This window comes from Flavobacterium panacis (assembly GCF_024649945.1).
In the GTDB taxonomy this organism is placed as follows: Bacteria; Bacteroidota; Bacteroidia; order Flavobacteriales; family Flavobacteriaceae; genus Flavobacterium; species Flavobacterium panacis.
In genome coordinates this window covers 118,281-135,728 of sequence record NZ_JANKMS010000004.1, presented here as the reverse complement: position 1 = coordinate 135,728, position 17,448 = coordinate 118,281, and the positions used below count along the sequence as shown (strand labels likewise).

Here is a 17,448-nt window from a genome sequence, read left to right as displayed (position 1 = left end):
GTTTTAAGTTGAAGCAAAGATTTAATTATTTCAATCTCGTTTGTTATACCTAACCTCTTTTTTATCGAAATCAGAAAGCATATTTTTAGCTGTTTCATAATAAAAAACTTTACTATCAAAATAATTGCCTATCATTAGTCCATTATTCACACCTTCTGTCTTTTTTAAAATATTCTGTAATGAATTGTAAAATTTCGCAATCTGTTTATCTGGATTTTTACTGATAATTCTTAGTTTAATTATTTCAAGATTATCTTGATCTTCTCTTCCTCCTTTTCCTTCAATACAATAATCAAAAAGTGCATCGTCATAAAAACTGATTCTATCTTTCTTACTACTTTTTTCTAAAATTAGATTTCCATTATTAATTTCAACAGCTTTAGAAGAAAAGAAAAAACCGTGATAATCATTTTCAGTAAAAAAAGTTAGGTTTTCACTTTTAGGATCAATAAGTTCATAGTAAAATCCTTTTTTATCGTTTAAATATTCTACATAAAGATGTACAGCATTTTTATCGAGTACATCATTTAACTCAGAAATAAACTTTTGAAACGGGATTATAATATTGAAATATACTGCCATTGTAATTTGATCATTTGATTACTAATAAAAATTCTTGTTTTAATTCGCTTATTAATTCACCCAACTGACTTAAAGGCAGTTTCACTACAGATTCAACTTCAATTTCATCAGAGGCAATAACTAAAACTCCCTCCTTATCTTCATCATATCCAGCATAGACAGCATAAAAACTTGGGCTTGAAATTAACGTTTCCTTTTTTCCATCTTTAAACCAACCGTAATCCGCTTCATAGATAATCTTATTTTCTAAAATTTGAATCGTTTCTTGTCCGTAAGTATTCCATAACGATACTCGTAAAGTGTAAAATCCAATAAGAGAAAAAACTCCAATTGCAATAAAATAACCTATTCTCAGACCAGTTCCCTGCACAATACCAAAAATCGTTCCTCCTATTGGCAAAACAAAAAGCAAAAATGCTATTAGAAACATTATAGCCCTCACTAAAAATGGAGATTTTTTTACTTTTAAAATTAGAATATTGTTTTGAAAATCGTATTGCTTCATAGAATTTTATCAGAAAATGATCATCTTTTAATACTAGTAAAAATATAAAAACAATCATCATATCAAGATTAAATGAGCGTTACATTCTCAAATTCAAACCACTCCAAAAAGCATCAAAAGATTTATGATTTTCATATTTGTGATTTGGTAATTTTCAGCCTATATTTGCTATCCAATAAAAGAGAATATGGAACAATTTGTAGTATCGGCACGTAAATATCGCCCGCAGACCTTTAAGGATGTTGTGGGACAGAAAGCCATTACCAACACTTTGTTGAATGCTATTGAAACCAATCACTTGGCTTCTGCTCTTTTATTTACAGGACCACGTGGAGTTGGAAAAACGACTTGTGCTCGTATTTTGGCTCGAAAAATAAATCAGCCTGGATATGATGATCCTACCGAAGATTTTGCATTTAACGTTTTTGAGTTAGATGCTGCTTCGAACAACTCTGTTGATGATATTCGTAGCCTGATTGATCAGGTTCGAATCCCGCCACAAACAGGACAATATAAAGTATATATCATTGACGAGGTCCACATGTTGTCTTCGGCTGCTTTTAATGCTTTTCTTAAAACATTAGAAGAACCGCCAAAACATGCTATTTTTATTTTAGCGACAACAGAAAAACACAAAATTCTTCCAACGATTTTATCTCGCTGTCAGATATTTGATTTTAAAAGAATTACAGTAAAAGATGCTAAAGAACATTTGGCAGATGTTGCTGAAAGTCAAGGAATCAATTTTGAAGACGATGCACTTCACATTATTGCTCAAAAAGCAGATGGTGCCATGCGTGATGCGTTGTCTATTTTTGACCGTGTAGTTTCATACTGTGGAACCAATTTAACACGTCAAGCTGTAACCGAAAACCTGAACGTTTTAGATTATGAAACGTATATTTCGATTACCGAATTACTTTTAGAAAATGAAATTCCGAAGCTTTTGTTAGCCTACAATGATATTCTGGCAAAAGGTTTTGACGGACATCACTTTATTGCTGGTTTAGCTTCTCACTTTAGAGATTTACTGGTAAGCAAAACGCCTTCTACCATTGCTTTATTAGAAGTTGGAGAACAAGCGCAACAAATGTATGCAGCACAATCTCAAAAATGCTCTCAGGAGTTTTTATTGAAAGGAATTGATATAGCAAATGACTGCGATTTAAAATACAAACTAAGTCAGAATCAACGTCTTTTAGTTGAATTATGCTTGATGCAATTAGCCTCTATCAACTTTGATGGAGAAAAAAAAAAGCTGAGCAATTCATAATTCCGCCCGTTTATTTTAGAAATGGCGGATATTCTATAGTTGAAGTCCAAAGTCCACAGTCCAAAACCGAAAGCGCTCCTGCAACCGAGAATCAAACATCTCAAGCGGCAACTCAAACTGAAACTGTTACTTCTCAACCAGAAAAAGCTGTTCAAACTCCACAAGTTCAAACGCCACAACCTCCAAAAACGGAAACAGATGGTACGCCAAAAGTTTCTGCTTTTTCTCTTGCTAGTATTCGCAAGAAAAAAGAATTGGAAGCCAGCAGCAAAACGTATGTTAAACCCTCTTCTATTCTCCCAACCGAAGAGTTTAACGAAACCGACATGCGTCTTCACTGGAACAAATACGCTGAACGTTTAGGCCAAAAAGGGCTTAGAATTATGGAATCGATTCTATTGATTAGTGATCCTGTTTTGAATGGAACAACAATTAGTTATGAACTTCCAAATGAAGGATCAAAACTAGAGTTCGAAAGTCAAATGAACGGATTATTAGGTCATTTGAAAGGACATTTACATAATCATGACATTACAATTGAAGTAATTGTAAACGAGCAGGCAGAAACTAAAAAGACTTATAATAATCAGGATCGCTATAATCGTTTTATGGAAATCAATCCAAACATTGAACTTTTACGTTCTACATTTGGATTGGATTTGAAAGATTAATTTTTTTCTTCTTGTAGCCACGAATTTCACGAATTAACACGAATTTCTTTTTCTACACTAAATCAAACAATTAGTGTAAATTCTTGGTTATTTTTTATCTATTTCTGAAACCAAAATCATATACTTTTTCGAGCCATTTTTTTCTTTGCTCTTCAGTTGAACCTTTTATAATTCCGATATAACTGACTTTTACTGGTTTTATCCCACAGAATTCTAACGTCGATTTTTTCAATTGATTTACACTTGGTCTTCCAAAAAGCAATCTATAATACCAGCCTGGCTGATCTAAAGTTGTGATAATATGTGCTGTTTTTCCTTTGAGCAATTTATCCCACCAAACTGAATTGTCCCTGTATTGAAATGCCATTCCTGGTAAAAACAAACGATCAATAAAGCCTTTTGTAATAGCTGGAAGCCCGCCCCACCAAACAGGATGAATCCAAACTAAATGATCTGCTCTTTTAATTTTTTCCCAAGACTCAAGCAAGTCTGGTTCTAATTCTGTTCGTTTTTGATAACCGAATTGAAGATTTGGATTGAATTTCAAATCGGCAATTATAATTGTTTCGACTTGATTTCCAGAAGCGAGAGCACCGTTTTTATAAGATTCTGCAATTCCGAAATTGAAACTTTCAGCGTTGGGATGTCCGTTTATAATCAGTATTTTTTTCATATCAATGTTTTTTCAAAAATACTATTCGTACATTTTCTTTTACTAGACAAATGTCCTAAAAGGTTGTTTTTGCAATAGATTAAAGAATTTTTATTCTAAAACTTTAAACACATAGAAACATAGAATTTATTTTGATAAAAAAGGATATAAAACAAATCTAGATTTGAACATATAGTTTATTGCAACCTGAATGTAAAATGTCTCTCGCAGATTTTGCAGATTATGCAGATTTAAGTTTACACAACTTGGTGAATCGAGAAATCACAAGAGTTTATTTGTGAATTATTTAAAATAAAATCTGCTAAATCTAGAAACGAGCGGGGGGAACAAAAATTTTAGACAATTGCCTTTCTAATTCGACTTAAGTGTCTTGGTGTAATTCCTAAATAAGAAGCTAAATACTGCAACGGAATTAACTGCAAATATTTTTGGTGGTTTTTATAAAGCTCTTCGTAGCGTTGAGCCCCAGATAATTTCTGAAAAGAAACCATTCTTTTATGAAGATTTACGAATTCTATTTCGGTTAATTTTCGGCCGGTTTCCTGCCAATTGAATCCTGATTTATACAATTTCTCCAAAGCTTTACGATCCAGAATCTGTAATTCTGTTTCAGTTAAAGCCTGAATATTTTCTTCTGCCTTTTCTTCTGTTATAAAACTGGCAAAAGATGCCATAAACTCATTTTCAAAAGCAAAACAATTTGTAATTTCATCCCCTTTATGATTGACAAAAAAGGAGCGTAAAATTCCTTTTTTTATAAATACAACTTCATTGCAAACCTGATTTTCAGCCAATAAAAGTTCTCCTTTTTTCAGTGTACGAAAAGTTATTAAATCATCTAAAAGATCTAATTCATCAGCAGAAAAATCTTGAATAGACTGAAAAATTGATTTCATAGTTATTGTTTTTTGGCCACGAATTTCACGAATCTCCACTAATTTTCTCTTTAAATTAAGATAAATAATTCGTGAAATTCGTGGCTAAAAATTAAATCTTACCGTAATACATTGCTTTTACAATACCATCTGAAAGTCCGATTTTAGGAACGTAAATTTGGCGTGCTCCACTCCATTTCATTGCATTTAGATAAATTCTTGTTGCATGGATAATTACGTCGGCACGATCTGAGTTCAAACCCAATTCAGCAATTCTTTGTTCGTAAGTCAACGAATTTAAGAATGCATATTGGGAATTGATATAAATGTACGATAATGGTTTTTCCTGTTGTTTTCCAGACATTTTAAACAACTTATTGATGTTTCCTCCAGATCCAATTAATGTTACCTCTTCGTAATCTGCAGTATTGGTTTTAATCCATTTTTCGATTTCATCCCAAACTACATCATGAACCATATTATTCAACAAACGGACAGTTCCTGCTTTGAAAGATCTTGAAGTAACCATTTTTCCAGAAGAAAACAAGGTAAATTCGGTGCTTCCACCTCCTACATCGACAAACAAATAAGTTTCATCTGATTTAATTAAATGATGTAAATCTGTAGAAGCAATAATAGCTGCTTCTTTTTTACCATCTATAATTTCAATTTTAATGTCGGCTTTTTTCTTAATTAAAGCCACAACTTCTTTTGCATTATAGGCTTCGCGCATTGCAGAAGTTGCAAATGCCATATAACGCTCTACTTTATGTACTTTCATCAAAAGATTGAATGCTTTCATTGCATCAACCATTCGATCTATATTTTCTTGTGAAATTTCTCCAACCGTAAAGGCATCTTGTCCTAAACGAATAGGCACACGAACAAGGGAACTTTTGTTAAACTGTGGTTCTTTACCTTCTTGCTCTACAACGTTAGCAATCAAAAGCCTCATGGCATTTGATCCAATATCTATTGCTGCGAACTTTCTAATATTAATCATGCTCACTATATGACTTGTAATTGATTTTAATTATTAATTTACTTTTTGAGGAACCTCATCCAGTTGGACGATTTTATTCTGATAATATTTATAGGTCTCAAATTGTGCTCTAAATGGGGCATGATGATTCTTTGGCTTATATTTATTATCTAATTTATAAGAGTGATATCTCACTTTTACGTTTCCTTTCCAGGCAATGTTGAAATTATCGATTAGTTCTTTTTTAATTTCAAGATCATAAATTGGACACGTTACCTCAACTCTTCCGTCTAAGTTTCTAGTCATAAAATCGGCCGATGAAATATAAACTTCTGTAAGACCTGCATTTCCAAAAATATAAACTCTTGAATGTTCTAGATAATTATCAACAATACTAATAGCCTCGATATTCTCACTCATTCCCGGTATTCCCGGAATCAAAGAACAAATTCCTCTTACCTGTAATTGGATTTTAACTCCCGCATTACTTGCTTCGTACAATTTATCGATCATTTTAAAATCGGATAAACTATTCATTTTTAATTTGATATGTGTTTTTCTACCAGCCAAAGCATGAAGAATTTCACGATCAATTAGTTTTATGAACTTCGTTCGGGTATAATGTGGTGATACAATTAAATGTTTGTATCGGTGAACTCTGTAATTAATATCGAAAAACTCGAATACTTTTGATGTATCTTTTAAAATTCCCTGATGACAAGTAAAAAGTGTTACATCTGTATAAATTTTAGCTGTCGATTCGTTGAAATTTCCTGTTGAAATAAATCCGTAACGACGATTTTTACCTTCTTCAGTTCTTTCAATCACACATATTTTACTGTGCACTTTTAGACCTTTTATTCCGAAAATCAACTCGATTCCTTCAGTCTGCATTTGCTCTGCATAAGAAATGTTCGAAGCTTCGTCAAAACGCGCCTGAAGTTCAATCTGCACTACAACTCTTTTTCCGTTTTTGGCCGCGTTAATCAGCGAACTGATAATCTGCGAATTCTTTGCCAAACGGTATAAGGTTATCTTTATACTGGTTACTTTTGGATCTAAAGCCGCTTCTCGCAAAAACTTAGTCAAATACGAAAATGACTGATATGGCGCATGAACCAGATAATCTTTTTTACTTATTTTTTCTAGAATACTTCCGTCCAAACTCAAACCTGGAACTGGAAGAGGCTCATTCGGTTTATACAATAAATCATAACGTCCTAAATTTGGGAAACTCATATAATCACGACGATTATGATATCTTCCGCCTGGAATGATACTATCTGTTTCTACAATTCTCATTTTATCTAAAAAGAAATGTAGTGTATCGTCTTCGATTTGACTATCATAAATAAAACGAACTGGTTCTCCTATTCGACGGTCTTTTACAGATGAAGCAATTTTTTCGAGCATACTTTTACTCAAATCACTATCAATATCCAACTGGGCATCTCTCGTAATTTTGATCATATGAGCCGAAACGCTTTTATAATCGAATATATTAAAGATGTTTTTTAGCTTAAAACGAATCACATCATCAATCAGAATCACATATTGTTTTTCATCTTCAGAAGGAAGAACAACAAATCTGTTGATGTTTTTTGGGATTTCGATTAAAGCGTAACGAACTTCGTCATTATTTAATTCTAAACGAACTGCCAGATATCCTAAAGTATCTTTTAAAACTGGGAAAACAGCTAAATCATTCAAAATGATCGTCACCAATTCTGGACTTAATTTTTGATTATAAAAGTCTTTTAGAAAGCATTCTTGTTTTGGCGTAATCTGACTTTCATTAATAATAAAAATATTTTCTGCTTCAAGTTCAGCTTCAATATTTCCGAGAATACGTAAACTTTCAGACTGTTGCTGAATCACAATTTCGGTAATATCTTTAATTAACTGATGAGCAGAAATACCTCCCAAATATTTTTCTCCAGAAATACCCGAAAGGCTTAATCTACGAATGGCCGCATACCGAACTCTAAAAAATTCATCTAAATTGTTTGAAAAAATTCCAACAAAACGCAATCTGTCTAAAAGTGGAACCGTATTATCTCCGGCTTCCTGAAGAACTCTTGCATTAAACGCTAACCAGCTTTTTTCTCTATCGATATATTTCTGTTCGTACACTGTTATGATTTTAAATCTTTGGGGAAAATAGTTTTATGTGTTTTACCTTTATCTATTGTATTCCAGCTATCGGCCTCAAATTGTAAGGATACAAAGCCAGAAGTTGGAACATTATCTATAAAAACATCTCCAAATTTATTAACAAAATTTGTAATAGCCTCGTTATGTCCAAAAAGAATAACGCTTTCTAAACTATTATCACACGATTTGATAACTTTTTCAAGTTGTCTTTCATCAAAAGTGTACAAATCGTCTCTAAAAACAATACTTTCCAAGGGATAAGAGAGATTTTGTGCAAAAATCAAAGCAGTTTCTGTGGCTCTGGCAGCGGTACTGCTCCAAATTATAAATGTTTTAGGAAGATATTCTGAGATCTTTAATGAAACATCATGCGCATCTAAGATTCCTCTTTTCATTAGAGGACGATCGAAATCTTTTAAAGGTGCTTCCCAACTTGATTTTGCATGACGTATTAAAATAAGATTTTTCATAGACAGTAAATTTAAAAAACCTGGTAAGCAGGCCGATATTTTTATTTAACTTCTAATGTACAAAAGATATTTTAAACCTTTTCTATTTTTTAATTCCGTTAACATTAAATCAAAATTTTAACAAGAATGTTTTCTTTCAAAAAGGTTAACATTTATATAAAATACAATTCGCTCTTTTTTGGTTTTTATGTTCTTTGTCTAAGAAATCAGTATTTAATCGATATTACCCAAATTTGCAATATTTTAACCAAATAATTGATTTTTAAGCATTTACAATATTTTAAATGAAAGGATTTTCATCAAAAAAGCAAAAAAATCACTTTAAAAAATTCGTTTTTTTAGGTTAAAAAAAATGCTTTTTAACGCTATTTTTTGTTAAAAAAGAACCTTTCAACGAGTTTTTAGGTTAGTTACGGACAAAAAAAATCAAAAATAAACGGTCTATATAACTTTGATTCTGTTAAAATACTTTAAATACATTAAAACAAAATCTTTAAGTTATGAGAACTAAATCTACTCTTGAAAAAGCAGTAAAATTTGTTAATAATTGTAAGTTTATTTTTTCTTTCAAAAAGAACATCTTCCAAAAGAACATTTTCTTCTTGCTGTTTTTTTTAATGACAAATTTTTCATTTGGTCAAATTGAAAATGTGGATTCGTACTTAACAAACTTAGAAAATTCTGGACAGGATTCTAAGCTTAGTAATCTCAAACATTTACTGTATGGTTTGCAATCTGCAGTTTATGCTTCTTCTGGTGAATTAAAAGTCTATGGCGATCAGCCGACTGCTTTATTCACAAATAACACTTCACTTAACAGCCTAAACACCACGGTCTCTTTGAAGGGTGATATTGAAATTGCAACTATAAAAATTGAAAAAGCAGCAGATTTAAACACTGCTATTGATCTGAATTCTTTTTCAGGTTTTGAAAAATTAAAATACATTTTCATCATTTCAGAAGTTGAAACAAATCCAACCTTAATCAATAATCTGATTAAAAATAATACTTCAAAATACATTCTTCTTTATAAAATTTCTATAGGCGGATAATTAAAAAACTATTACTATGAAAAAAATCTACTCTCAATGTTTTGCGGTTTTTTGTTTCTTTTTAATCCTGTTTATTGGAACTAATGAAGGAAATGCACAAGTAATAAAACCGTTTAAAGAAAGAACATCTTTATTTTCTCCTGCCAGAACAATCTATAAAATCAAAGGAGATTTTACGATGATTGGAAATAGCAATTTGACATTACAACATTACAGCGATACAGAACCTAACGGAACTAATCCGATGGTTTATGTTGACAGAGACAATAATAATCAAACTCATAACTCTTCTGGAGCGACTTTGGATTTACTGAATGACAGCGGTGCAAAATTAACGAACTGTTACAGCATTGTTTACGCAGGTTTGTATTGGACTGGAAGAGTTTCTGATGCTGCTAATAGTCCAGATTCTTTTACTGTAAGAAAAAATGGTGTAACGAAAACTTTAGATAAAAGAAAAATTTTATTCAAAGGTCCTGTAAGTTCCAATTACACTGAATTTACAGCTAGTGATATTTATTTCCCAACCAATGCAGACAACAATATGTTCAGCGCTTATGCTGAAGTCACCGATTATGTAAGAACAAACGGAGTTGGAGAATATTTTGCAGCCAACATAGCTGCAACTGAAGGAGCCGATGGAGGTACGATAGGAAAGTATGCAGGATGGGGATTGGTTGTTATCTATGAAAACTCAAACATGAAAAACAGAGACATAACTGTTTTTGATGGTCATGCCTTTGTAACCAATAACACAACTGCAAATTATACTATTCCTGTTTCTGGATTTAATTCTGTGACATCTGGACCTGTTGGTATCAAACTAGGGATTATGGCTGGCGAAGGTGATTTGTATTATGATGGCGATTATTTTCAAATTCAAAAATTAAATACAAACACTTACCAAAGCTTGAGTCATTCATTGAATACTGCAACTAATTTCTTTAATTCTACCATAAATACTGGAGGAAATAATAGAAATCCGAATTTAATGAATAATTCAGGTATAGATATTACTATGTTCAATCTGCCAAATAGCGCAAAAGACCTTATTGGAAATAATCAGACTTCAACCACTTTTAAATATGGCTCTACAGTCGATACTTATGCTATCTTTTCTATTGTAATGGCAGTTGATGCTTATGTTCCGGAGATTGAAGGAATTCTGACTGCTACAACCATAAACGGAAACAATGTCGGAGCAGGTCCGTACACAGTATTACCAGGTCAAGAACTTGGCTATAAAGTACAAATAAAAAACAAAGGTTCCGAAGCGATACAAAACAGTAAAATTGTAATTCCAATTCCTTACAATGCGACCTTTGTTGGCAATAGTTTAGCAAAAACAGTTAATTTCTCTCCTGCCCCTACTCCAAACTCATTAACTTATGAACCAACCATTGGAGCAAATGGATCAATTGTTTGGGATATTGGCACATTACCACTGCCTTCTAATCCAGATACTGTTTTAGCTGAATTGACATTCAAATTAAAAGCTACAGAAAATTGTGCTTTACTTAAAAATTCAAACTGTAATAATAATATTCAGGTAAATGGTGTATTAAGCGGAAAAGGTGCAAATTCTGGAGTAACAGTAGCCGACAAATCTCTAATTTTAGGTTATACCAACTCTGGAAGCTGTACAGGAACTTCTATAGCTGCTCCACTTCAGACGAGTATCAATTCAACAGATTATACAAATGCGAATTGCCAGGCAACACCGCCAATCATTGCATTTACTTTTTGTAATACTTCAACGACATCCATTCCGGTTACCGACGTAATAGGATCATTTCCTACTGGATCAACATTCTACAATGCTTATCCTGTAGTGGCTGGTACTACAACTCAATATACTATAAACAATCCATTCCCTGCGACAGTTGGAACAAAAACGTATTATGCTATTCCTCCAGGAGGAGCCAGCAGCGGTTGTTACTTTCAATTTACAATTACCATCGAAAGCATTACAACAATGCCAACAGTGGCAGGTCCTGTAAATTATTGCATTGGTGATAATGCAGTTCCTTTAACAGCTGTTGCAAGTAAACCGGAATATACATTATACTATTACCAAACAACAACTTCTACAGCACAACAATCTATAACACCTTTAACTACAACAGCTGGTCAATTTACCTTTTACGTAGCAGAAGGAAAAACAAATGCTTGTATTGGTCCTAAAAAAGAAATTGTTGTTAATGTAAATGCAAAACCAACAGTTGTCATTACTAATCCGCTTCCAATTTGTGCGCCTGCAACTTCGTTAGACTTAACTGCGGCAACTATTACTGCTGGAAGCACTACTGGATTAACTTATACCTATTGGACTGATGCAACTGCGACTACTCCATTGACCAATTTTAGCGCCGCAATTCCAGGTACTTATTATATAAAGGGAACAAATGCTTCTAATTGTTATGACATAAAACCTGTTACAGTTACAAAAAGTACCGTTACAGTAACAGAAATTACAGCTTCACATGTTGATGTAAAATGTTTTAATGGATCTACTGGATCAATCAGTATTAACAATGCTTCGGGAGGAGTTGGTCCTTACACTTATTCATGGAAAAAAAATGGTGCTGCATACACTGGCACATCACAAACCTTAACTAATTTAGGTTTCGGAAATTATGAAGTTACTGCAACCGATGCAAATGGATGTGCAGGAACATTAATAATTAGTGTTTTACAACCAGCTGCTGCTTTAGCTCTTGGAAATTCTTCTAAAACAGATATTTCTTGCTATGGAACAAGTACAGGAACTATAACAGCAGGAACTGTAACAAACGCTGTTGGAACAGTAAGTTATTCTTGGAAAAACAGTGCAAATGTTGAAGTCGGAACTACAGCAACAATTGCAAATTTACCTGCGGGAACTTATACGTTAACCGTAACCGACTCTTGTTCTTCTCAATCTAACTCTGTGACAATTGAACAACCAACTGCTGCCTTAGCTCTTGGAAATTCTTCTAAAACAGATATTTCTTGCTACGGAACAAGTACTGGATCTGTAACAGCAGGAACTGTAACAAATGCTGTTGGAACAGTAAATTATTCTTGGAAAAACATTGCCAATGTTGAAGTTGGAACTGCAGCAACAGTTGCAAATCTGCCTGCGGGAACCTATACATTAACTGTAACTGATTCTTGTTCTTCTCAATCTAACTCAGTGACAATTGCACAACCAACTGCTGCATTGACTCTTGGAAATTCTTCTAAAACTGATATTTCTTGCTATGGAGCAAATACTGGATCTGTAACAGCAGGAACTGTAACAAACGCTGTTGGAACAGTAAATTATTCTTGGAAAAACAGCGCAAATGTTGAAGTTGGAATTACAGCAACAGTTGCAAATCTGCCTGCGGGAACCTATACATTAACTGTAACTGATTCTTGTTCTTCTCAATCTAACTCTGTAATAATTATACAGCCAACAACTGCTCTTAGTTGTTCCATTATTCAAAACAAAGCAGTTTCTGCAAATGGTTTAAGCAATGGAGAAGCAACAGTAACACCAATTGGTGGAAACGGAGATTATACTTATTTATGGGACAATAACGAAACGACTCAAAAAGCAATTTCATTAAGCGCTGGAACTCATTCCGTAACTGTAACAGATTCCAAAGGCTGTACTACAACTTGTACCGTAACGATAACCGAACCAAATGTTCTTTCTTGCAGTATTTCTCAAGATAGTCCTGTAAAATGTTTTGGAGAAAATACCGGTAAAGCAACAATAACTGCTGTAGGCGGAAATGGTGATTACACTTATCTTTGGGATAACGGAGAAACAACAGCTCAAGCTATTACTCTAAGTGCTGGTTTACATACTGTAACAGTAACAGATAAATTAAATTATACTACAACTTGTACTGTTACCATTTCGCAACCTCAAAGTGCATTAAGTGCAACAAAAACTCAGACCGATGTTACATGCGGTGGTGGCAACAATGGTTCTGCAACTGTAACTGTTTCTGGAGGAACAGCTGGCTATACTTATTCATGGAACACAACTCCAGTTCAGACAACAGCAACAGCTACTACTCTTGCTTCTGGTAATTATACAGTCTTAATTACAGATGCAAATGGATGTAACATTTCTGAATCATTTACTATTCTTGATGGAGATGCTGTCATTCCTGTTATAAATCCGTTACCGGAAGTAACAACAATCAATTGTCCAGCAGAACCAGTTTTTACACAGGCAACTGCTACTGATAACAATGGTACAATAGCATCTTTAACTTATGTAGATACAATAACACCTGGAAACTGTGCCGGATCTTATACCAAAACAAGAACGTGGACTGCAAAAGATTCTTGTGGAAACACTTCTCTTCCTGTTAGTCAAACTATTATTGTACAAGACATTACAGCTCCAACATGGACAACTTTAGCAGGTTCATTAGACAAAACAATAGAATGTAGCGATGCAGCAGCTTTAGCAAATGCTCAGACTTTATTTCCAACGGCTTCAGATTCTTGTGATGCTGATGTGACAAATATTGTAAAAGTGAGCGGTCAGTTTGTGGCTTCTACAACTTGTGCGAATGCGGGAACTTACACCAACACATGGACGGTAAAAGACGATTGCGGCAATACTTCTGATACTTTCATGCAAGTAATCACCATTCAGGATACCACTGCGCCAGCATGGACGACTTTAGCAGGTTCATTAAACAAAACAATAGAATGTAGCGATACAGCAGCTTTAGCAAATGCTCAGGCTTTATTCCCAACGGCTTCAGATTCTTGCGATGCTGATGTGACAAATATTGTAAAAGTGAGCGGTCAGTTTATGGCTTCTGCAACTTGTTCGAATGCGGGAACTTACACCAACACATGGACGGTAAAAGACGATTGCGGAAATACTTCTGATACTTTCACGCAAGTGATCACAATTCAGGACACAACTGCGCCAGCGTGGACGACTTTAGCAGGTTCATTAGACAAAACAATAGAATGCAGTGATGCGACAGCTTTAGTAAATGCTCAAGCTTTATTTCCAACGGCTTCAGACTCTTGCGATGCTGATGTGACGAACATAATAAAAGTAAGCGGTCAGTTTGTGGCTTCTGCAACTTGTGCGAATGCGGGAACTTATACCAATACTTGGACTGTAAAAGATGATTGTGGCAATACTTCTGATACTTTCACGCAAGTTATCACCATTCAGGATACCACTGCGCCAACATGGACGACTTTAGTAGGTTCATTAGACAAAACAATAGAATGCAGCGATGCGGCAGCTTTAGCAAATGCTCAGGCTTTATTTCCAACGGCTTCAGATTCTTGCGATGCTGATGTGACAAATATTGTAAAAGTGAGCGGTCAGTTTGTGGCTTCTGCAACTTGTGCGAATGCGGGAACTTATACCAATACATGGACGGTAAAAGACGATTGCGGAAATACTTCTGATACTTTCACGCAAGTTATCACCATTCAAGATACCACTGCACCAACTTGGACGACTTTAGCAGGTTCATTAAACAAAACAATAGAATGCAGCGATGCAGCAGCTTTAGCCAATGCTCAGGCTTTATTCCCAACGGCTTCAGATTCTTGCGATGCTGATGTGACAAATATTGTAAAAGTGAGCGGTCAGTTTGTGGCTTCTGCAACTTGTGCTAATGCGGGAACTTACACCAACACATGGACGGTAAAAGACGATTGTGGCAATACTTCCGATACTTTCACGCAAGTAATCAACATTCAGGATACCACTGCACCAACATTTACAGGAGCTCTTCCACAAGATGTTACGGTTTCATGTGATGCAATTCCTCAAGCAGCTGAAATGACAGCTTCTGATAATTGCAATGGTGATTTACCAATTGTATTTACAGAAACAAAGTCTAATATCCAGAATGGGTGTCCAACTAACTACATCTTAACACGTACTTGGAAAACCAGTGATTGTGGAGGAAATACAGCATCATACACTCAAATTATTACCGTTAGAGACACAACTCCTCCAACCGGAACAGCTCCTGCCAATTTAATTAATTTAGCGAGCGCTGATTTAATTCCAGTAGGAAGTTCTTCAGATATTAAAGACGCTGCAGATAACTGTAGTCCAACAGTAAATATAACTGTTTCGGATGCTACAGGAGCATGTGATGGAAATGTCTATATCTTGACCAGAACTTACACTTTAACAGATTGTGCTGGAAACAAAACAGAACTTGTTCAGACTTTTAGCGTAAACTGTAAGGTTAAAAAGAAAATTATTGCAAATGATGATAATGCTGGACCAATTGCAGGAGTAAATCATACTACTGTAAATGTTCTAAATATATTTTCAAATGATACTCTTGAAGGTAATTTAGTAACTCCTTCAGATGTAATCTTAACAACAGTAACACCGAATAATTATTTACAGTTAAATCCTGATGGTTCTGTAGATGTATTGCCAAATGCTCCAGTAGGAACGTTAACTCTTGTATATCAAATTTGTGAGGCTGCTCAGCCTGATAACTGCGACACGGCTATCGTTACCATTACTATTGAAGCACCAAAAATGACGGTTACTGCAACTGCGATATGTGTTAATGATGTTCCATACGTTGATTATGTAGTGACTCCATTAAACTTTACGCCAGTAAATGGTGTAAGTATTACATGGTCAGATAGTAACAACAATGCCATTACAACAACTTCAGATTTACCTTTAAGCGGCAGAATATTATGGCCTGGAGCTATAGTTGATGTAAACGGGAAAGGAATAGACTGGCCAGGATGGATTTTTGAAAACAATAAATGGGTTCAAGGTGTTGATGGATTTGAAAAATTACGCCCAAAAGCTAATTTGATAATATCTTTAAATCCTAGCGAAACGATAATCGTTGATTATCCACCTTCTGATCCTTATTGTACAGCAAGGCCAACATTTGCCATAATAGCAAATGATGATACTGCTGGTCCGGTAAACGGAGTTACAGGAGCAAATAATGTTATAAATGTTCTCACTAATGATACCTTAAACGGTACAGCAGTTAACATTAATGATGTAACATTAACCACTACTATTCCTGATCCAAAAGGTGCTATAACTTTAAATTCAGATGGTTCTGTAAATGTTGCTCCAAACACACCTGCTGGAACTTACACATTAACTTATCAAATTTGTGAAAAAGCCGATTTCGGAAATTGCGATACAGCTATAGTAACCGTAACTGTTACTACTCCATCAGCACCTCCAACACCTGTTGTAGCAAATGATGATAGTTACAGCAATATTGGATGTAATACTTTCGGATTAGTTGGAAATGTATTGGCAAACGACGTAAAAGGTACAACTCCTGTAACATTAGAAATGGTGAACTTTACACTTACTTCTCAAACTAATCCAAATATTACAATTGATGGTTTAGGAAATGTAACGGTTTCTAGTTTAACACCAGCGGGAACGTATACTTACAACTATAGAATCTGTGACAAATTAAGCTCAGAGAATTGTGATACCGCAACTGTAACCATAACTGTGGTTCCAAATGGTGTTACCAATATTAAAAGCACAGCATGTACTGATGATTCATCATTAATTAATTTGACTACTCTACTTCCAGAAGGCAGTCCGATTACAGGAACTTGGGTCGATAAAACCAATTCAAATGCGCTTCAGGGCAGTGTCTTTAATCCATTTGGTCTGGCACTCGGAAATTACACTTTTGAATATCTGATTGCTGATGAAAAATGTCCAAGAAGTATCGTATTAGACATGGAAGTAAATGATGATTGTAAAGTTTTGGCCTGTGGAGAAGTTTTCCCTCATAATGCATTTTCACCAAATGGAGACAATTTCAATGAAACATTCAAAATTGACAACATCGATGACGTAACCTGCTATCCAGAAAATACTGTCGAAATCTATAATCGTTGGGGTATTTTGGTTTTTGAGACTAAAAACTACAACAATACAACAAATGCTTTTGATGGAATTTCAAGAGGAAGAACAACCGTTAAACAATCTGACGGATTACCTACTGGAACTTATTTTTACATCATCAATTATAAGTCCCTAGACGGAAGCAATAATCTTCAAGACAACAAATTAAGCGGCTATTTATATCTATCAAAATAACAACTACTTAAGCACATTCTGTAAAAGTATCATTTTACAGAATGTGTTTAAATCCAATGCAAAACACACTTGTTTTCACACAAAAACAACTCATTGATTTTCAATAAGAAAGTCAATGATAA

Annotated in this window: 11 protein-coding genes; 4 read left to right on the top strand and 7 right to left on the bottom strand. The window is 34.3% G+C overall.

Annotated elements, in window-relative coordinates:
* Positions 1 to 30: 30 nt before the first annotated feature.
* Both NQQ59_RS10775 and NQQ59_RS10770 read right to left on the bottom strand, forming a co-directional pair.
* On the bottom strand, positions 31 to 582 hold the full coding sequence (locus tag NQQ59_RS10775; protein ID WP_144219141.1) for a hypothetical protein: 552 nt from the start codon (positions 580 to 582) through the stop codon (positions 31 to 33).
* 10 nt (positions 583 to 592) lie between these two features.
* Positions 593 to 1,087 (bottom strand): hypothetical protein, encoded by a 495-nt coding sequence (locus tag NQQ59_RS10770; protein WP_144219140.1) that lies wholly within the window; start codon positions 1,085 to 1,087, stop codon positions 593 to 595.
* Positions 1,088 to 1,274: 187 nt separating this feature from the next.
* Here NQQ59_RS10770 and dnaX point away from each other — a divergent pair, with 187 nt between their 5' ends.
* Together dnaX and NQQ59_RS10760 are read left to right on the top strand one after the other, a co-directional pair.
* Positions 1,275 to 2,360, top strand: a complete 1,086-nt coding sequence (gene dnaX, locus NQQ59_RS10765) for a DNA polymerase III subunit gamma/tau (protein WP_257698210.1) — start codon at positions 1,275 to 1,277, stop codon at positions 2,358 to 2,360.
* A 254-nt stretch (positions 2,361 to 2,614) separates the two neighbouring features.
* Complete coding sequence (locus NQQ59_RS10760) at positions 2,615 to 3,031, top strand: DNA polymerase III subunit gamma/tau (RefSeq protein WP_144219836.1); 417 nt, start codon at positions 2,615 to 2,617, stop codon at positions 3,029 to 3,031.
* A gap of 94 nt (positions 3,032 to 3,125) precedes the next feature.
* On the opposite strand, the gene NQQ59_RS10755 is transcribed toward NQQ59_RS10760, so the two are convergent.
* The 5 genes from NQQ59_RS10755 to NQQ59_RS10735 all read right to left on the bottom strand — a co-directional run bounded on the left by NQQ59_RS10755 (position 3,126) and on the right by NQQ59_RS10735 (position 8,185).
* A complete protein-coding gene (locus NQQ59_RS10755; RefSeq protein WP_144219138.1) occupies positions 3,126 to 3,704 on the bottom strand; it encodes an NAD(P)H-dependent oxidoreductase in 579 nt (192 codons plus the stop codon).
* Positions 3,705 to 4,039: 335 nt separating this feature from the next.
* Complete coding sequence (locus NQQ59_RS10750; protein WP_144219137.1) at positions 4,040 to 4,600, bottom strand: Crp/Fnr family transcriptional regulator; 561 nt, start codon at positions 4,598 to 4,600, stop codon at positions 4,040 to 4,042.
* Positions 4,601 to 4,691: 91 nt separating this feature from the next.
* A complete protein-coding gene (locus NQQ59_RS10745) occupies positions 4,692 to 5,582 on the bottom strand; it encodes a Ppx/GppA phosphatase family protein (protein ID WP_144219136.1) in 891 nt (296 codons plus the stop codon).
* 33 nt (positions 5,583 to 5,615) lie between these two features.
* Entirely contained in the window at positions 5,616 to 7,694 is a 2,079-nt protein-coding gene (ppk1, locus tag NQQ59_RS10740; RefSeq protein ID WP_186296641.1) for a polyphosphate kinase 1, read from the bottom strand.
* Positions 7,695 to 7,696: 2 nt separating this feature from the next.
* Positions 7,697 to 8,185 carry a SixA phosphatase family protein gene (locus NQQ59_RS10735; protein WP_144219134.1) on the bottom strand — a complete coding sequence of 163 codons (489 nt, stop codon included), beginning with the start codon at positions 8,183 to 8,185 and terminating at the stop codon, positions 7,697 to 7,699.
* A 617-nt stretch (positions 8,186 to 8,802) separates the two neighbouring features.
* On the opposite strand from NQQ59_RS10735, the gene NQQ59_RS10730 reads away from it, so the two are divergent.
* Both NQQ59_RS10730 and NQQ59_RS10725 read left to right on the top strand, forming a co-directional pair.
* Positions 8,803 to 9,237, top strand: coding sequence for a hypothetical protein (locus NQQ59_RS10730; protein ID WP_144219133.1), 435 nt, complete (start codon positions 8,803 to 8,805; stop codon positions 9,235 to 9,237).
* Positions 9,238 to 9,253: 16 nt separating this feature from the next.
* Positions 9,254 to 17,326, top strand: a complete 8,073-nt coding sequence (locus NQQ59_RS10725) for an HYR-like domain-containing protein (protein WP_144219132.1) — start codon at positions 9,254 to 9,256, stop codon at positions 17,324 to 17,326.
* The last annotated feature ends 122 nt before the right edge of the window (positions 17,327 to 17,448 follow it).

Coding starts and splice junctions, on each gene's coding strand:
- NQQ59_RS10775 (WP_144219141.1), bottom strand. CDS start 582: ATGGCAGTATATTTCAATATTATAATCCCGTTTCAAAAGTTTATTTCT.
- dnaX (WP_257698210.1), top strand. CDS start 1,275: ATGGAACAATTTGTAGTATCGGCACGTAAATATCGCCCGCAGACCTTT.
- NQQ59_RS10725 (WP_144219132.1), top strand. CDS start 9,254: ATGAAAAAAATCTACTCTCAATGTTTTGCGGTTTTTTGTTTCTTTTTA.
- NQQ59_RS10755 (WP_144219138.1), bottom strand. CDS start 3,704: ATGAAAAAAATACTGATTATAAACGGACATCCCAACGCTGAAAGTTTC.
- NQQ59_RS10745 (WP_144219136.1), bottom strand. CDS start 5,582: ATGATTAATATTAGAAAGTTCGCAGCAATAGATATTGGATCAAATGCC.
- NQQ59_RS10735 (WP_144219134.1), bottom strand. CDS start 8,185: ATGAAAAATCTTATTTTAATACGTCATGCAAAATCAAGTTGGGAAGCA.
- NQQ59_RS10730 (WP_144219133.1), top strand. CDS start 8,803: ATGACAAATTTTTCATTTGGTCAAATTGAAAATGTGGATTCGTACTTA.
- NQQ59_RS10770 (WP_144219140.1), bottom strand. CDS start 1,087: ATGAAGCAATACGATTTTCAAAACAATATTCTAATTTTAAAAGTAAAA.
- NQQ59_RS10750 (WP_144219137.1), bottom strand. CDS start 4,600: ATGAAATCAATTTTTCAGTCTATTCAAGATTTTTCTGCTGATGAATTA.